The organism is Tenacibaculum dicentrarchi, assembly GCF_964036635.1.
In the GTDB taxonomy this organism is placed as follows: domain Bacteria; phylum Bacteroidota; class Bacteroidia; order Flavobacteriales; family Flavobacteriaceae; genus Polaribacter; species Polaribacter dicentrarchi.
The window spans coordinates 2540660-2558372 of record NZ_OZ038524.1 but is presented as its reverse complement, the minus strand read 5'-3'; the positions used below and the strand labels follow the sequence as shown (position 1 = coordinate 2558372).

15 protein-coding genes are annotated in these 17713 nt (G+C 30.1%); 5 read left to right on the top strand and 10 right to left on the bottom strand.

Annotated elements, in window-relative coordinates:
* Positions 1-283: 283 nt before the first annotated feature.
* The 10 genes from ABNT14_RS11215 to ABNT14_RS11170 form a co-directional block, all read right to left on the bottom strand.
* A complete protein-coding gene (locus ABNT14_RS11215; protein ID WP_101903281.1) occupies positions 284-1291 on the bottom strand; it encodes a TlpA family protein disulfide reductase in 1008 nt (335 codons plus the stop codon).
* Between the two features lie 51 nt (positions 1292-1342).
* The gene (locus ABNT14_RS11210; RefSeq protein WP_101903280.1) at positions 1343-2881 is read right to left on the bottom strand and encodes a YifB family Mg chelatase-like AAA ATPase; all 1539 of its coding nucleotides are present in this window, start codon (positions 2879-2881) and stop codon (positions 1343-1345) included.
* Positions 2882-3017: 136 nt separating this feature from the next.
* Positions 3018-4985, bottom strand: coding sequence for a protein-disulfide reductase DsbD family protein (locus tag ABNT14_RS11205; protein WP_101903279.1), 1968 nt, complete (start codon positions 4983-4985; stop codon positions 3018-3020).
* A gap of 26 nt (positions 4986-5011) precedes the next feature.
* Complete coding sequence (gene tilS, locus ABNT14_RS11200) at positions 5012-6325, bottom strand: tRNA lysidine(34) synthetase TilS (protein WP_101903403.1); 1314 nt, start codon at positions 6323-6325, stop codon at positions 5012-5014.
* Between the two features lie 2 nt (positions 6326-6327).
* Entirely contained in the window at positions 6328-7188 is an 861-nt protein-coding gene (locus ABNT14_RS11195) for an alpha/beta hydrolase (protein ID WP_101903278.1), read from the bottom strand.
* 12 nt (positions 7189-7200) lie between these two features.
* Complete coding sequence (locus ABNT14_RS11190) at positions 7201-7500, bottom strand: DUF190 domain-containing protein (RefSeq protein ID WP_234985005.1); 300 nt, start codon at positions 7498-7500, stop codon at positions 7201-7203.
* The gene (locus ABNT14_RS11185) at positions 7501-8850 is read right to left on the bottom strand and encodes an anthranilate synthase component I family protein (RefSeq protein WP_101903277.1); all 1350 of its coding nucleotides are present in this window, start codon (positions 8848-8850) and stop codon (positions 7501-7503) included.
* A 135-nt stretch (positions 8851-8985) separates the two neighbouring features.
* Positions 8986-9513 (bottom strand): inorganic diphosphatase, encoded by a 528-nt coding sequence (locus tag ABNT14_RS11180; protein ID WP_101903276.1) that lies wholly within the window; start codon positions 9511-9513, stop codon positions 8986-8988.
* A gap of 121 nt (positions 9514-9634) precedes the next feature.
* Positions 9635-12139, bottom strand: coding sequence for a DUF5686 family protein (locus ABNT14_RS11175; RefSeq protein ID WP_101903275.1), 2505 nt, complete (start codon positions 12137-12139; stop codon positions 9635-9637).
* A 92-nt stretch (positions 12140-12231) separates the two neighbouring features.
* Complete coding sequence (locus ABNT14_RS11170) at positions 12232-13215, bottom strand: pyruvate dehydrogenase complex E1 component subunit beta (protein WP_101903274.1); 984 nt, start codon at positions 13213-13215, stop codon at positions 12232-12234.
* A 549-nt stretch (positions 13216-13764) separates the two neighbouring features.
* Between ABNT14_RS11170 and ABNT14_RS11165 the strand changes: the two genes are divergently transcribed.
* The 5 genes from ABNT14_RS11165 (at position 13765) to ABNT14_RS11145 (ending at position 17636) form a co-directional block, all read left to right on the top strand.
* Positions 13765-14553: a hypothetical protein gene (locus ABNT14_RS11165; protein ID WP_101903273.1), complete on the top strand. Its 789-nt coding sequence runs from the start codon at positions 13765-13767 to the stop codon at positions 14551-14553.
* A 73-nt stretch (positions 14554-14626) separates the two neighbouring features.
* Positions 14627-14953, top strand: coding sequence for a hypothetical protein (locus ABNT14_RS11160; RefSeq protein ID WP_145993583.1), 327 nt, complete (start codon positions 14627-14629; stop codon positions 14951-14953).
* Positions 14928-15596: a carboxypeptidase-like regulatory domain-containing protein gene (locus tag ABNT14_RS11155; RefSeq protein WP_145993582.1), complete on the top strand. Its 669-nt coding sequence runs from the start codon at positions 14928-14930 to the stop codon at positions 15594-15596. Before ABNT14_RS11160 ends, ABNT14_RS11155 begins: the two co-directional genes overlap by 26 nt.
* Positions 15597-15846: 250 nt before the next feature.
* Positions 15847-16584 carry an electron transfer flavoprotein subunit beta/FixA family protein gene (locus ABNT14_RS11150; RefSeq protein ID WP_101903270.1) on the top strand — a complete coding sequence of 246 codons (738 nt, stop codon included), beginning with the start codon at positions 15847-15849 and terminating at the stop codon, positions 16582-16584.
* 98 nt (positions 16585-16682) lie between these two features.
* Positions 16683-17636 carry an electron transfer flavoprotein subunit alpha/FixB family protein gene (locus ABNT14_RS11145; RefSeq protein WP_101903269.1) on the top strand — a complete coding sequence of 318 codons (954 nt, stop codon included), beginning with the start codon at positions 16683-16685 and terminating at the stop codon, positions 17634-17636.
* Positions 17637-17713 lie beyond the last annotated feature (77 nt).

Below are 17713 nucleotides of genomic sequence, written 5' to 3'. Positions count from 1 at the left end.
AGTGCTAGGCAAGAAGAATTGTCTAGTATTTTTTTTCGAAAGGTTAATAATTGACAAAAAGTAAAATCAATTATTTTATACCCCAAGTTTAACCGATAGCTATTTCTAGCTTTAGATACTAAAATTTGAGAGGAGGTATGTTTAAGGGTACAATTCACGCTACAAAGATACTTGTTTTTAATCAATCTAAAGAAGAATAGTTTATTTTATGAAATTTAATTAAAAAAATCCTGCAATTTAATTGCAGGATTTTAGAGGTAATAATATTATTAAATGAAAAAAATTAAATTTTTAAAGAATCAAATAAGGTAATTAATTTAGGGTTAGAAGGTCTTGGTGCATTTGCGTCTACAATATTTCCTTGTGGGTCAATTAAAATAAAACGAGGAATACTATTTACTTTATAAGCTCCTGAAAAAGTTTTATCACCTTTTGCATACAATTGAATTCCGCTTAAATTTTTATCAGCAACCATTTGTTTCCACTTTTCATAATCTCTTTGATCATCTACAGAAATACTTACAAACTCAATTTTTTTATCATGATATTTTTTCTCAACTTTTTGTAAAAAAGGAATTTCTTGTTTACAAGGATTACACCAAGTTGCCCACATATCAATATAGACATATTTTCCTTTTAAATCATCTAAAGATATATTTCCACCTTTATGATTTTCATATTTAACAAATTTAGGTGATACCGCTCCTTTTGCTAATTTTGTTGCTGAATATGATTTATCAGCATAGGTTTTGTTTAAATACTTTGTTAATTCTGTAATATTTTTTTCTTGAAAAGAAACAAATGCGCTATCTAAAGTTGTATTTTTCATATTAGTGTTAAAATCATTTACAAAATGATTTACTTTGGCATCAAATTTTTCTTTAGATAGGTCATATAAGTTTTTATCTTTAAAAAAGTCTTCTTGTAATAAAATGACTTTTGCTAAAAAATTATTTTCATTAGCACCTTCTCCTGTAAATTTAGCAGTACTTAAAAAATCTTTAGCATCGATATTTAAGGTAATATTGTCACCATTTTTTAAATATAAGGTTGTCATTTTTTGTCCATTAGAAAGACGGTAAAAATCACTTTTTACTTTTAAAGTATCTTTAAAAGCACCATTTTGGTCAAGTTTAATTGTTTTTTCAAATTTTAATTGTGGGTTCGAAATTACAACAGATTCGGCATTTTTATTCGTTATTTTTCCAGAGAAAGTAACAAAGTTATTTGGTTCTTTTTTACAAGAAATGACTGTGATGGCAATAGCCATTAAATAGATTATTTTTTTCATTTAGATTATTTTTTAGTAAAAATTAATAATTTACTAAATTACTATTTTTTTTTATCCTAGCCATCCATCTCTATCTAAGCTTCTGTATTGTATTGCTTCTGTTAAATGTTCCGATTTTATATTTTCTTCGGATGCTAAATCGGCTATAGTTCTTGATACTTTTAAAATTCGATCATAGGCTCTTGCCGATAGGTTTAGTTTTTCCATGGCATTTTTAAGAAGGAGGTAAGATTGTTCTGAAAGTTTACAGTAGTCACGTTGCTGTTTTACATTCATTTGTGCATTATAATGAACAGTTTCGGAGTTTATAAAACGAGCAGTTTGAATTTCACGAGCTTTGGTAACTCGTTTTCTAATTTTAACACTCGATTCTCCTTTTCTTTCTTCGGATAATTTATCAAAAGGAACAGGGGTAACTTCAATGTGAATATCAATTCTATCTAATAATGGTCCTGAAATTTTACTTAAATAGCGTTGCATTTCAGCAGGTGATGAGGTCATTGGAGAGTCAGGGTCATTAAAAAAACCTGATGGGCTAGGGTTCATACTTGCTACTAACATAAAACTACTTGGGTAATTTACGGTAAATTTTGCTCTTGAAATAGTTACTTCTCTATCTTCTAAAGGTTGTCTCATAACTTCTAGAACACCGCGTTTAAACTCGGGTAATTCATCTAAGAAAAGCACTCCATTATGGGCTAATGAAATTTCGCCCGGTTGTGGTAAGTTATTTCCACCACCAATAAGTGCGATGTCAGAACAACTATGATGTGGTGCTCTAAATGGACGGTTGTATTGTAGTCCTGTACTTTTTACTTTACCAACAACCGAATGTATTTTTGTTGTTTCAAGTGCTTCTTCTAAGGTCATTGGAGGTAGAATAGAAGGTAGTCTTTTTGCTAGCATTGTTTTTCCAGCCCCAGGAGGACCAATTAAAATAATATTATGACCACCAGCGGCGGCAATTTCCATACATCTTTTGATACTTTCTTGTCCTTTTACATCAGAAAAATCAAATTCAGGAAAGTCTACATGTTTATAAAATTCTGCTCTAGTATCTACAATAGTAGGGGTAATTATTTTACGACCTTCTAAATGATTTATAACTTCCATAATATTATTGACAGCCAATATATTTAAGTCATTAACAATAGCAGCTTCTTTGGCATTTTCTTTAGGTAATATAAAATTTTTATAACCTTCTTTACGTGCTTTAATAGCAATTAGTAAAGCGCCTTTAATGGGATGTACACTTCCGTCTAATGAAAGCTCGCCCATAATTATATATTCTTCAATATTCTTAGCATTAATTTGTTTAGATGCCGATAAAATTCCAACAGCTATGGTTAAATCATAAGAAGCACCTTCTTTGCGAATATCGGCAGGTGCCATGTTTATAATTATTTTTTTCCCAGGGAGTTTATATCCATTATTATTGAGTGCAGCAGAAATTCGATACGAACTTTCTCTAACTGCATTATCAGGTAAGCCTACCAAATGATAACCAATTCCTTTATCAATATTTACTTCCACCGTAATGGTTGTAGCATCAATGCCAAAAACAGCCGATCCATACGTTTTTATCAACATAACTTTCTCTTTGTGTTAAAGATAGCTAAAAAAAATAGCTAATTATAAATTAGCTAAAAAATAGTTGGATTTTTTTAAGTTAAAACGAAAAAAAGCCCCTTTATAAAAGAGGCTTTTTAAAATATAATACGTTTATTTATTTTTTATTAAAATTATCTAATCCTGTTTTTAACCAATTAGAATATTCTGAATGACTACTATATTGTTGAGGTGAATTTAGTAATTCTAAACTAGGACTCATTAACACATAAAATGGTTGAGAAGCTGTTTTAAAGTTTGCAACTTGTAGTGTAACCCATTTATCACCATAGGTTCTAATTCTTTTTACTTTACCATTTGGCTTAATAAAATCGAACTGTTCTTCTTTAGGTAATTGTCTTTGATGGTCATCAACGTATAATGAAATTAATACATAATCATTATTAATCATGTTGTAAATTTCGGGTTTAATCCAAATGTTTTCTTCCATTTTACGACAGTTTACACATGCCCACCCTGTAAAATCTAATAAAACAGGTTTATTTACTGATTTTGCATAAGCAATACCTTCTTCAAAGTCTTTAAAACAATTTAAACCTAACGGACATTGATTATCTTTTACGTAAATACTATGAAATTTAGGAGGTGCAAAACCACTCAATAAATTATTTTGATTCCATGTTGGATTTTTTAAAACCCCTGGAGCTAAATAGATTGATAAAGCTAAACAACTTCCTCCTAGTAAAACTCTAAAAAAAGATATTTTACCATACTTTTGCCCCATAAGCCCCAGTAAATATAACGACATCAACAAGGCTATTACAGACCATATTCCGATAAAAATTTCTCTTTTGAAGAAGCCCCAATGCCCAACTAAATCAGCATTTGATAAAAATTTAAAAGCAAACGCTAATTCTAAGAACCCTAAAACAACTTTAACGGTATTTAACCATCCACCAGATTTTGGCAAAGTAGTTAACCAACCAGGAAACATAGCAAATAAGGCAAAAGGCATCGCTAAGGCAAGTCCAAAACCAATCATACCTGCCGATAATTGCATAGCACCACCATTGCTTCCTAATGATCCTGCAAGTAAAGAACCTAAAATAGGACCTGTACAAGAAAAAGATACAATTGCTAAGGTTAAAGCCATAAAAAATATTCCAATAATACCACCAATATTCGATGCGGTATCTGCTTTGTTACTCCAAGAACTAGGTAAGGTTAATTCATAAAATCCAAAGAAAGACCCAGCAAAGAAAACTAAAATGGTAAAGAAAAATAAGTTCAACCACATGTTGGTCGAAATACTATTTAAAATTTCAGGATCTAAAGTGTCTAAATAATGAAAAGGTAAGCTTAATAAACCGTAAATTAAAATTATAAAAGAACCATATAATATAGCACTTCCGATTCCTTTACCTCTTTTTTCTGTATGTTTTGTGAAAAAAGATACTGTTAAAGGTACCATGGGAAAGACACAAGGTGTTAAAAAAGCTAATAAACCACCAACAAATCCAAGTAAGAAAATATTTAATAAAGAGCTATCTTCTTTTTGATTATCTGCTTTTTTTGCAGTGTTTTTTAATAATGCAGTATTCTTTAAGTTTAAATTTAATGATTGTGACATTGCCTGACTTTTATCATCAACTTCTGTAACAGTTTGTGATACTTTTTCACCAGTTAATGAAAAAGTAAAGTCTTCGTCAAAAGGCAAACAGTATTCTTTACAAACTTGTGCATCTAGGTTTAAGGTTATTTGAGTTAAACCAGTATTTGAAACAGTAATTCTTTGTGTTAAAAGACCTTCCTCAGCAAAGAAAACTTCATCTTTCCCCCAAATTTCACTAAACTCAGTATGAGTTTCTCCTTCTTTGGCTTTTCCTTTCAGCGCATAACCACTTTGTCCTTCAGCAGGAGATATAGTCATCGGTAAAGAAGCGTCTTCAGGGTTATATTGCGAATATAAATGCCAGTCTTCTGCAATTTCAATATTGAAAATTAAGTCGTATTCTGTCTCCGAAATTTTTTCAACGGTAGGTGTTATAACAATAGGATTATCATCAGATTGAGAGAAGACCATTAAACTTAAGAATAATAAAAATAGCGTAAATAATTTTTTCATTCGATTTAGTTTATAAAGGGTTGTTTTTAATTAATTATTCTTAATAATTCTGTTGTTTCATTGCTTGGTAAAAACCGTCTATCTTGACGTTTTCCGATAATCCATATAATGTTATCATCATTTGTACAAAGCAACCAAATATTTTTTTTATCAAAAAGGGAAAGCTTTTCGTCTTTAAAGTATTTACTAACTTTTTTCTTGCCCAACATACCTGTTGGATAAAAATAATCACCAGTTTTCCATCTTCTAATAGTGAGGGGGTAATTTAATAAAATTTTATCAACAAAAATAGTGTTTTTATTAAAACTTGTTTTTTTATCAACTTCTGTAAGTTCTAACTTGATAGGGCTTGTTACTTTAGTATTTTCTTTATGTATGCTAAATTGTTCCTTTTCTAAAATTTTGTTTTTATCTATGTTTTGTAGCAATAAAAAACCCCTATCTTTTAATAAAATATGTGAATTACTGCTAATTTTTTTACCTGATTGCCCATATATTAACTGGTAAACATCTTCCCATTCTGTAAATTTATAATCTTTTAAAAGTTGGTATAAATAAGCTTTTGGATTTGATAATTTTAAGACTTCTGAAATGTCTATTTTAAGTAAATTCCCTTGCTTACAAACGATTTTTAAAGAAATTTCATCGACTTTATCAGTAATAATTTGTTGTGATTGCTTTAAAAAATCGGTTGTTTTTAGATGTGCTTTTAATAAACTAGGGTTTAATTCTTTTAAAATAGGAATTACTTGGTGCCTTATTTTATTTCGAAGATATTTTGTTTTGGCATTGCTAGCATCCTCTCGCCATTTTATATTATTTTCTAGGGCAAAATTTTCAATTTTTTCTCTTGAAAAAATTAATAACGGACGTACAATAGTTCCGTTTATAGCAGGAATTCCTGTTAAACCGTCCAAACCAGTTCCTCTTGTGAGGTTAATTAACACGGTTTCTAAGTTGTCATCGGCATGATGCCCTGTTAAAACATAGTCAAAATCATGTTTTTTAAGCAATTCATCAAACCAATTGTAGCGTAATTTTCGTGCAGCTAATTGCGTTGATAATTTATTTTGATTAGCATATTTACTCGTTTCAAAACGTGTTGAAAAAACAGGAATTTCTAATTCTTTACCTAAATTTTTAACAGATTTTTCATCTAAATCACTTTGATCACTTCTTAATTGAAAATTACAATGCGCTAATGAAATATCGTATTTTAATTGATGCAATAAATGTGTTAAAACCACGCTGTCAACACCGCCAGAAATAGCAATTAAGAGTTTTTTATCTTTTAAAAATAAAAAATTATGGTCTATATGTTTCGCTAATTGTTGTAGCATTTTTATTTCTGTGCTTTTTTTAGTTGATTTTCTAACCAATGAATCACATCTTTTAGCATTTCATCTTTGCATAAATCATGTTGCAATTCATGATAAGCACCTTTGTAAAGCTTTAAATTTGCGTTTTTTGTTGCGTTTGCAAATTCTTGTGAACCTTTATAATCAATAATTTTATCGGCAGTTCCGTGTAAAACGAACATTGGAATTTGCAATAATTGTGCATTATCAATCGCCCATTTTCCAGCATCTATAAACGATAAAGAAAAATTAGGGCTAATTTTATCGTGTACTAGAGGATCGTTTAAATATTTTTGAACTTCAATTTCATCTCTAGAAATATCGGCGATATCTAGTTCATTACTCAAGGTAATTGACGGCGCGATTTTTTGCATAATTTTACCCAATTTAAGTTTCCAAGCAGGTGGAGTAAAGGCTAAATTTAGCATCGGGCTTGTGGCAATAACACCGATTAAATGTTTGTTTTTTTGAATATTTTTTCTGCGAAGCACATAATTAATAACAGCATTTCCACCCATAGAATGTCCGTATAAAAACTGCGGTTTATCGCCAAAAACTGCGGATGCTTTTTCAATTAATTGAGAAATACTTGTTAAAACTGCATCAAAACCCGGATTATGCCCTCTTTTTCCTGTGGTTTTTCCGTGTCCGAAATGATCAAAAGCAATCACACCAAAATTAGCATCCGTTAAATTTTTTGCAACCGATTGATAGCGCCCCGAATGTTCTCCCATTCCGTGAACAATAATCACGACAGCTTTTACTGAATTTGGATTTTTAGGTTGCCAAAACTGCCCGAAAAAATTCGTGTTATGATACTTAAAATGGAACTCTTGATGTGTCATTTTTTGATTATTTTATTGTTTTTGCAACCAAATTCGGATATCTTTACGTAAAGAAACTTCAGGTTTTGGTAAAGGTATTGTTTTTCCAAATTGTTTACTTCTTTTAAATTTAGAAAAGGTAATTTTATGTTGTTTCCAAGCCTCAGGATATAAGTCTAAAAAAGCATTAAAAAAACTTTGTTCATTTACATTTCCTTCTATTGTAGGAAGTACTGCTTTAAATTTTTCTTCTTGGTCAATAATCATTAATTCTATTATTTTAGGTACGTTTTTGTAAGCGTTTTGTTCTTGATTTATTGAAAATATAAGCAACTATTTTGAATGAAGTAACACATATTTCATTGCTTTTGCTTTTAGCAAACATTCTTCATATTCTTTTTCAGGAATTGATTTTGCAGTAATTGCGCCACCCACCGAAAAGGACACGTATTTACTGTCTGAATTGTATAAAATACTTCGGATAATTACATTAAAATCAAAATCGCCATTAGGTGTAAAATACCCTATAGTTCCTGAATATAAACCCCGTTTTGTTTGCTCTAATTTTTCCATTATTTTCATTGCCGACACTTTCGGGGCGCCCGTCATACTACCCATTGGAAAGGTATCTTTTATAACATCAATAGGATGTGTATTTGGTGTAATTTCCGATACAATGGTCGAAATCATTTGATGCACCTGTTTAAAAGAATGGATTTTACAAAGTTCCTCTACCTTAACACTTCCTTTTTTAGCGGTTTTCGATAAATCATTGCGTACCAAATCGACAATCATAATGTTTTCAGCACGTTCTTTTTCATCTCTAGCTAAATCGAAGGCAATTTTTTGATCTTCAATAGGGTCAATTAAGCGTTTTGCAGTTCCTTTTATGGGTTGCGAAATTATTTTATCACCTTCCTTTTTTAAATACCTTTCAGGTGTTGCCGATAATACATACAAATTTTCATGTCTGAAAAAAGTAGCAAATGGAGGTGTTGATATATCGTTTAAATGCGAATATATTTTATATGGATTGATACGTGTATTTTCGGCATAAAATTCTTGACAAAAATTAGCTTCATAAATATCGCCTCTATGAATATGTTCTAAAACTTTTGTTACTTTTTGTTGATATTCATCTTTGTGAATTCGAAGTTTTATTTTGAGGTTATCTTCTTTTATTTCTTCGGATGTTTTTTCCGCTTCTTTTTTTAGGGTATCAGAAAGGGTAGTGATATGATTAATATTACTGATAATATCTTCAAAATCTTCTTCAATTTCATCATCAATCATTTGCAAATACTCAAATTCAATGGTATTTCCTTTGATGAAAATTAATTTTTGAGGCTGAAAAAAGTACAAATCAGGAAAGTTTAAACCATCAAAATTAGTAGAAGTGAGTTTTTCAACGTCATTTTTTACATCATAAGAAATATAGCCAAAAATATAATCTTTTGTGTAAGATTGATATTCTTTTAGTTTTTCAAAAGCATTTTGATAATCTGTTTTTATTGCCGTAAATTCTTCGACAGCCAAGCAGACATCAAAACAAGAATAGGCTTGTTCGTAATTATTAGAATCTAGCCAAATAGCGGTTTCAAACTGTTTTGCCCAAGCAAATAATTTCTGCTTAAAGTTTGTTGAATCGTCTATTTTAAAATTACGTTTGGTTCTTTTAAACATTTTGCAAAAATAAGAAACCCAGTATAAATACAGGTATTTGTAAGGGTTTTAAAAATGAAAAAAGCCATTTTAGCATAGACTAAATGGCTTTTTTTGATAAGAATTTTTTAAATTAAGGCTTAAAATTAAGTTTAATTATATTTTAAAATCTCCTTTTGCTTTGTGTTCGCTATCTTCATAACGCTTGATACAAGTATCTAAAATTTGGTATGCTTCATCAGCATTTCCCCAATCTCCAATAATTACTTCTTTCTTTTCTAAGTCTTTATAAACTTTAAAGAAATGTGTAATTTCGTCTTGTAAATGAGCGTTTAAGTCTGATAAATCATTGTATTTATTCCAAATAGGATCTGAAACTGGTACACAAATAATTTTTTCATCTGGCCCTTTTTCATCCGACATATGGAAAACACCAATTGGTTTTACTTCCATAACACACATTGGAAATGTTGGTTCTGCACTTAAAACTAACACGTCTAAAGGATCATTATCTAAGGCTAAAGTTTCAGGAATGAAACCGTAATCACCAGGGTACATCATTGATGAAAACAACATTCTATCGAAACGGATTTTTCCTAAATCAAAATCGTATTCGTATTTATTTCTACTTCCTTTAGGTATTTCAATTAAAACATCAACTGTCTTTTTCTCTTTTGAAGTCATATATATCTTTTCTTCGTTTCTAAAAATCGGATTGCAAAAGTAATAATTTATTGTCATTTTAAATAAAAAATAACGTTATCTTATTATTAAATCGATTTATAAAAGGTATTACTGTATGTTTTTAAAGGCTTGGTTTTATTGCCAAACGTATTGAAAATTTTGGTGTTGGCGCTATTATTGAACCTGCTGGTGGCGTGTAATTGCTTCTCCAAATAGCATCGATTCGTAAAAAACGTAAGTTTCCGTACCCAATATTGTCTAATCCAACGCCATATTCATAATACACTTTATTAGGAGCGTTGTAATTAATATTCGATTTGTTAGCAGCAATATTTTTATCAGAAATAGTTCCGTAAGCGGCTCTAAAAGTGAGCAAACTTCGCAGTTTTAATTTATTTAATAACGGAATTCTATTTAAAATAAAACCGTTAAAATTGTGTTCAAAATGCGATGCTACATATTTATCTGTGACAAAATCGTAGTAATTTAACAAAGCAAAGGTATTTTCAACCAAGGTAAAAGTTTGATTTGCTGGAATAACATTTAGCAAGGCAATTGGCACAGTTCCGAATGTTTTTCCAGCTTCAAAAGTCGCATTAAAAATACCGAATTTACCTAACAATATAGGCTGATTATATTTGAATTGCAGTTTGTCATAATTATGAGATCCGTTAAAAAAACCTTTATATCCTCGGCGATAATTTAGAATAAAAGTAGGGTATATACCTCCTCCAAAACTCCTTTGAACACCTAGTCCGTACACATATCTTCCAGGTGTAAATGAAATATAAGGGCTGGAGGTTACGTCGGTTATTTGAGACTGTATGATGTTATTTTCATCCTTATAATTGATTGAAAAATCAACAGGAGAAGCCGATTGTATTTTCGAGTGGGCAAAATTAATACCGATATGCAGGTTTTTTTGTAGCTGATAATCAAAATTAGTGGCTATTTTTTCAACTTTAGATAAAAAGAAATTATCACCTCTTGAAAGCAATCCGCCCGTTCCGATACTTCCTCCTAAGAGTTGCGAAGTATTTAGTAAAACACTCCCTAATTGTTCAATGTCTTTTTGATATGCCACTCCTACCGAAATTCGTGGTGTGTATGACAAAAGATAACGTGCTTCTGCGCCGTATTTTATTTTTTTATCTTTCAAACCATAGGCTAAGTGCGCTTTTAAACGAAACCTATCTTCTCTTGATTTATAGGTTCTAAAGCCAAATTTTATCCGATATCCTTCCACTTGATTGTTTCCTAGAATGTTCCATAACGAACCGAACTGAATACCATATTTAGTATCAACATAGCCACTTGCAAGCATATTAATAAGCCCTGTAATATTTTTTATTTGCTTTATTTCTTTAACCTCTTGAATTAGTTTATAGGTTGATTTTTTATCATCATTTTGTTTTGAATTCCAGTAACTAGCTTCCTTTTTATATTGATTTGGCTTTATTTTTAGGCGTTTTTGTAGGTAAAAACTTTCCGCTAACGGTTTATTTAATAGGTGTTTATTTAGGATAGTGTTTTTTTTAACCGTTAATCCTTTATTTTTATCACTTTTATCGATGACCGTAAAATCACCTTCGTATCCATTTTTAGTGGAAATATAAATACTATCATTTTTTACTTTAAATTCTTTTTCAAAAGATAAACTTCGCACAAAATTAAGATTGATACTTTCGTGGACTTTCATTTTTATTTTGTTGATAGAAAAAGCGGTATCGGTAACCCAAAAATTTCCTTGAAAAGCCAAATCGCCATCTCTAATAGGAAAGAAATAAATATTGTATAATTTTTTATTATTTTTAATAATACTGTCGTATAAAACGTAATCGTAGGTAGCAAAACCATCGCTAGACAAAGGGCTAACAAATGATTTATCTAACAGAGTGATGTTATTTTTAAAGATGTCAATTTCTTCAAAAGTATTGGCAATTCGATTAAAAACAAAGCCTTCTGCACCTAAACCTTCTATTTTTTCGGCTTCAATATCTTCTCTAAGAGTTTTGTTTTTATTGTTTCCATAAACCTTTGAAACTTGTTCTTTGATATAAATAGGAATGTAGTAATTAACACCATCACTATCATATTTTACCTTATTTAGCGTTTCTTTATATTGTTTTTTAAAGATTCTTTTTAAAAAGGTGGTATCTAAATTATTCAGCCCAATTTCGGTGGTACTGTGTTTTTTATATTGATAATAATCGACTAAATCAAGCCCATTTTTTCGTTTTCGTTTCCAAATTTCTTTTAAAATTTTATATGCAGGATTTTCTTTTTTCTTTAAGCGTTTTTTAGGTTTGGTAACAATAATGACCTCATCAAGTTCGTTAGCATCTTCTTTGATGATAATTTTTAAGTTTTTTGTTTGCTGATTTACTGGTAGGGTTTGGGTTTGAAACCCAACAAAAGAAATTTCTAATACGCCTTTTTTCTTTTTTGTTTTCAGATAAAATTCACCCTTATTATTGGTTGTAGTTCCTTGAACAGTGTTTTTTAAATAAACACTAACAAAAGGCATCGGATTGTTAAATTCATCAATAACTGTACCTTGTAATGTAAGTTGTGCGTATAAAATATTGGTTGCGAGTAGTAGAAGTATTAATAGCTTTTTTTTCATCTTTTTCTTTACTAAAAAATCCTTTTGACAGCAGCCAAAAGGATTTATTTATTATTCAAATATACCTAAAATGGTATTGAACTTATCAACAATTACTTGTTAATATATAATACATCTTTTACTGCTTTAATAACATCGTTAGCATTTGGCATCCATTCCGCTAATAAAACAGGAGAATATGGCGCTGGAGTATCGGCAGTGGTAATTCTTTTGATAGGCGCATCTAAATAATCAAATGCTTCATCTTGTATTCTAAAGGTAATTTCTGATGAAATACTTCCAAAAGGCCATGCTTCTTCTAAAATAACTAATCTATTAGTTTTCTTTACAGATTCTAAAATAGTTTTATGATCCATTGGACGAACGGTACGTAAATCAATAACTTCAACAGAAATACCTTCTTTTGCTAATTCATCAGCAGCTTTATATGCTTCTTTTATAATTTTTCCAAAAGAAACAACAGTAACATCTGTACCAGCTCTTTTAATGTCAGCAACTCCAATAGGGATAATATATTCTCCTTCAGGAACTTCCATTTTATCACCATACATTTGTTCTGATTCCATAAAAATTACTGGATCATCATCACGAATAGCAGCTTTAAGTAAACCTTTCGCATCATAAGGATTAGAAGGAACGATAACTTTTAAACCAGGAGTATTTGCAAACCAGTTTTCAAAAGCTTGTGAGTGTGTTGCTCCTAATTGTCCTGCAGCACCTGTTGGTCCACGAAAAACGATAGGACAATTAAATTGACCACCTGACATTTGGCGAATTTTAGCTGCGTTATTGATAATTTGATCAATACCAACTAAAGAGAAGTTAAAAGTCATGTATTCAACAATTGGACGATTTCCGTTCATTGCCGATCCAACTGCAATACCACCAAAACCTAACTCTGCAATAGGAGTATCAATAACTCTTTTTGCACCAAATTCATCTAGCATTCCTTTAGAAGCCTTGTAGGCTCCGTTATATTCAGCTACTTCTTCACCCATTAAGTAAATGCTTTCATCTCTTCGCATTTCTTCACTCATGGCCTCACAAATAGCCTCTCTAAATTGTATAGTTTTCATACCTTATATTCGTAGTTGTTTATCAATATAGCAAAAATAACAAAAATAGAAATAACAAATAGGTTTTTAAGGATAAACAAATCATTGTTCTATCTTTAACTTGTTATTTGAAATATACTATTTGTAATTTTTTATCTGAATATGATGATATATATATTCGTGTAAAATTTAATATATGAAAACAAGAAAAAACAAAATTGAAAAAGTTTTAAAAGCAGGGCTACTATGTTTTAGTATTTCCTTATTTTTATGGAGCTGTGAAAATGAAGAAATTTTAAAATTGAAAATCAGACATTAGACAACTTTCTATATAAAACCGTATCTTTTGATGAAATTTCTAATTTTAAAAAGAGCTATAACTTTGCTTCAAAATCTAGTAGAAAAGACAAGTTAAATTTAAAATTAGATTTTTCTAAGATTCAAAAACAAAAAATAAAAAACACCAATGAACTTACGACTATTATACCTGCTAAAACAAAGTATAAAAATATTACTTCAAAAGTAATACTTATTAGTCAAAATAATAATACCATTAAAGTATTAATAAGTTTGATTCCTGATAAAAATACATCTTCTGAAAATTTTACAGGAATACTAAGTATTAATGATCTAAATGGAGATTTTATTAATGGCTATAGATTAAAAAATGGACTATTTAAAACTAGATTTATTAAGCGGATTAAAAAGAAAAGTACTCTTCAATTTCGTAATCCTGAACCTGATTGTGATGAAAATGCCGCTCCTGATATTTTTTGTGATAATGAATTAGATGAAGTTATTATAGGTGGAAGTGGAAGCTCTTCTAATTATACTATAACTACTCCTATTCCTACAGGACCTAGTGCATATTCTTATAGTTTTAGTTCTAGCTCTAATTCTAATTATGGTGGAAGTTCTTCAAATCATCAACCCGCTAATTATAACAATTATGTTAATGTATTTCCTTGTAATGATTCTGTTCATGGTTGTCAAAAAACACCTTGTGATAATGGGAATGGTTATCAAGATTATTATGGAAATTGTCTAGAGGATGATGATAAGATTATTAATAAGCTTACGAACCCTTGCGCTAAAAGTATTTTTACAGAATTAGAAAGTGGGCTATATAAAGATCATCCTTTAAAACCTAATGTTCAAATACCAAACACTTCTACTTCTTTAAATCTTTCAAAAATAATTTTGAACTTATTTAATAATAGTAAGAATATCCATTTAACAATTCAAAATGGTGAAACGGGTGACTCAAATGCTAACACATTTGGTACTACAATTACAATTGGAAATGGATACCTCTCCAATGCAACTGAACTATCTATTGCTAGAACAATGATTCAATGAAGGTTTACATGCTTATTTAAATCTTTTATATTCAAGCCCTTTTTCTTTTAATAGCATGTCATTAAGGCAAAAAATGGATAAATATGCAGAAGATAATGGGTATGTTATTGGAACTAATAATTTTCATCATAATTTTATGGGAAAATATATAGAAGCTATGGCATATTCTTTATATGATTGGGATAAAAAAGATGGGACAGGCGGAAATCTTGGTTGGCAATATTATAAATCTATGGCTTATGGGGGAATGTTTCAAGTAGACTCAAGTGGAAATATTGCTATAGAAACAGATACTTTTAAAAAATTAGTTCCAAAGCTAAATGATAGACAAAAAATAGCGAATATAGTTGTTAATGAACAAAAGAATAATGATTATGCAAAAGGAACAAAATGTGATTAAATGGATATTAATAATGTGGATTTTTTCTTTATCAAGTCAACTCTATTGTCAAGAAGAAATTATTGGAAGATATACTAATTTAATGTCTTATCAAGAACACTACAATTATTTTAATTTTAATGAAAATGGAGTATTTGAATACCATTCAGGAGCAAGTTTAGGAGATGATGAGTTTGGTAAAGGGCATTATTTAATAAAAAATGATAGTTTAATTTTAAACTATGATTTAACTGAACCAAGTTTTAAAAGTTATCATAAAATAAAAGAATATTATAATTCTAAAGGTTCTATCTCTATAAAAATTGTTGTGAAAGACTTTAAAAACAACCCAATTATTAATGCTGAGACCTATATCTTAAAAGAAAATAAAGGGTATATCGTAAATTCTAATGGAAAAGCTATTTTTGATTTAAAAAAAGAAGATAAAAACTTTGTTTTAGGTGTTTCTGATGTAGGATATGAATCTTATAATATAAAATTATCAAAATTAAAAAATTATATAATAGAGGTTTTTTTAAAACAAGGATCTAATGCTCCAAAAGCAATAAAAGGTGAGATTTTAAAATATAAATTAATTGAATATAACAATAGTTTCATTAAAATAAAAAAGAAGAATAAAGTTTTGAAACTAATTAAACAATAAAACACAAACTACACATCAAAAAAACAGCAGTTAAGCACAAATTTTAGTTCTTAACTGCTATTTTAAATTCAATGTATTTTACTCTGCTACTTTTTAGCTAATAATTGCCATTATTATACCGACATTTATCTAAAATTTTTTGAACTAAGCTGAAAATTAACTTTAAAATTTATTATGCACGCATAGTAAATTTTTAAAAAAAAAGTGTAACTTGTCAGCTCAAAATTAAGTTTCTTAAAAACAACGATATATGAAAATATTAGTTTGTATTAGCCATGTACCTGATACTACCTCGAAAATTAACTTTACTGATAACGATACAAAGTTTGATACAAACGGCGTTCAATATGTTATAAATCCTTACGATGAATTTAGTTTAACTCGTGCCATGTGGTTTAAAGAAAAACAAGGCGCAACTGTAACGGTTGTAAACGTTGGAGAAGCTTCAAGCGAGCCAACCTTACGTAAAGCATTGGCAATTGGTGCCGATAACGCAATTCGTGTAAACGCAGTGCCAACCGATGGTTTTATGGTGGCTAAAGAATTAGCCGAAGTGGTTAAAAACGGAGCATATGACTTGGTTTTAGCAGGAAAAGAATCTGCTGATTATAACGGGCAAATGGTACCGGGAATGTTAGCGGCTTTGCTTGATTTTAATTTCGTGAATTCTTGTGTAGGTGTTGAAATTGAAGGAACAAACGTAACTTTAAATAGAGAAATCGACGGAGGAGAAGAAAAAGTTTCTTCAGTATTGCCAATGGTTATTGCTGGTCAAAAAATGGTCGAAGAAAAAGATTTACGTATTCCCAATATGCGTGGAATTATGATGGCTCGTAAAAAACCATTATCAGTAGTAGAATCAGTAGGTGCAACGCCAAGTACAGCAACCAAAAACTTTGAAAAACCTGAAGCAAAAGGCGCTGTAAAATTAGTAGATACTGTAGATGCTTTAATTGATTTATTACACAACGAAGCAAAGGCAATTTAAATATCTATTTGAAGTAAAGAGTCATTTAAAAAAAATCAAGTTTTAAAACCATATTGTTACAAAATCATTTTTTGTGATAAATTAAAAAATATAAAAATATGTCTGTATTAGTTTTTGCCGATTCATCGGAAGGGAAATTTAAAAAAACTGCTTTTGAAGTAGTTTCATACGGAAAAAAAGTAGCCGAACAATTAGCTAGTGATTTGGTTGTTTTAACAATAAATGCAGGCGATGCTTCTGAATTATATACTTACGGAGCTCAAAAAGTTGTGGAAGTAAAAAATGATGTAGCATCATTCAATGCCAAAGCATACGCATCAATAATAACACAGGTTGCCCAAGCAAAAAATGCCGATACGGTAATTATAGATTCAAGTATTGACGGTTTTACCGTAGCGCCTTTAGTAGCAGTAGCCTTAGAAGCAGGATATGCTTCAAATGTAGTTGCTTTGCCAAGTAGCACGAGTCCGTTTACAGTAAAAAGAATTGCTTTTTCGAACAAAGGATTTAACAATACGGAAATTTCTACGGATAAAAAAGTAGTAGGTGTTGCTAAAAACTCTTACGGAGCACACGAAAATCCAGTAAGCGGAGCTACCGAAAGCTTTGATGCTGTTTTACCTGAATTAGGCGTAAAATCAGAAAGCATTAATAAAGCTAGCGGAACAGTAACTATTGCTGATGCTGATATTGTAGTTTCAGCAGGTAGAGGTTTAAAAGGTCCTGAAAATTGGGGAATGATAGAAGAGTTATCGTCAGTTTTAGGAGCAGCAACTGCTTGTTCTAAGCCAGTTTCTGATTTAGGATGGCGACCTCACAGTGAGCACGTTGGGCAAACAGGAAAACCTGTAGCGTCTAATTTATATATCGCTATTGGGATTTCTGGTGCAATTCAGCATTTAGCAGGAATTAACGCATCAAAAGTAAAAGTAGTTATTAATACCGATCCTGATGCGCCTTTCTTTAAAGCTGCAGATTACGGAATTGTTGGTGATGCCTTTGAGGTAGTGCCAAAATTAATAGAAAAATTAAAAGTATTTAAACAAGCATAAATTTTAATAGAAGAATTTTCTTTTTATAGAAATTAGAAATCAATTCATAATTTTTAGTAAATTGCACCCGATTAAAA

Bases quoted from the DNA above. Each gene is read 5' to 3' on its own strand.
- ABNT14_RS11215 (WP_101903281.1), bottom strand. From the start codon at position 1,291: ATGAAAAAAATAATCTATTTAATGGCTATTGCCATCACAGTCATTTCT.
- ABNT14_RS11210 (WP_101903280.1), bottom strand. From the start codon at position 2,881: ATGTTGATAAAAACGTATGGATCGGCTGTTTTTGGCATTGATGCTACA.
- ABNT14_RS11205 (WP_101903279.1), bottom strand. From the start codon at position 4,985: ATGAAAAAATTATTTACGCTATTTTTATTATTCTTAAGTTTAATGGTC.
- tilS (WP_101903403.1), bottom strand. From the start codon at position 6,325: ATGCTACAACAATTAGCGAAACATATAGACCATAATTTTTTATTTTTA.
- ABNT14_RS11195 (WP_101903278.1), bottom strand. From the start codon at position 7,188: ATGACACATCAAGAGTTCCATTTTAAGTATCATAACACGAATTTTTTC.
- ABNT14_RS11185 (WP_101903277.1), bottom strand. From the start codon at position 8,850: ATGTTTAAAAGAACCAAACGTAATTTTAAAATAGACGATTCAACAAAC.
- ABNT14_RS11180 (WP_101903276.1), bottom strand. From the start codon at position 9,513: ATGACTTCAAAAGAGAAAAAGACAGTTGATGTTTTAATTGAAATACCT.
- ABNT14_RS11175 (WP_101903275.1), bottom strand. From the start codon at position 12,139: ATGAAAAAAAAGCTATTAATACTTCTACTACTCGCAACCAATATTTTA.
- ABNT14_RS11170 (WP_101903274.1), bottom strand. From the start codon at position 13,215: ATGAAAACTATACAATTTAGAGAGGCTATTTGTGAGGCCATGAGTGAA.
- ABNT14_RS11160 (WP_145993583.1), top strand. From the start codon at position 14,627: ATGGATAAATATGCAGAAGATAATGGGTATGTTATTGGAACTAATAAT.
- ABNT14_RS11155 (WP_145993582.1), top strand. From the start codon at position 14,928: ATGCAAAAGGAACAAAATGTGATTAAATGGATATTAATAATGTGGATT.
- ABNT14_RS11150 (WP_101903270.1), top strand. From the start codon at position 15,847: ATGAAAATATTAGTTTGTATTAGCCATGTACCTGATACTACCTCGAAA.
- ABNT14_RS11145 (WP_101903269.1), top strand. From the start codon at position 16,683: ATGTCTGTATTAGTTTTTGCCGATTCATCGGAAGGGAAATTTAAAAAA.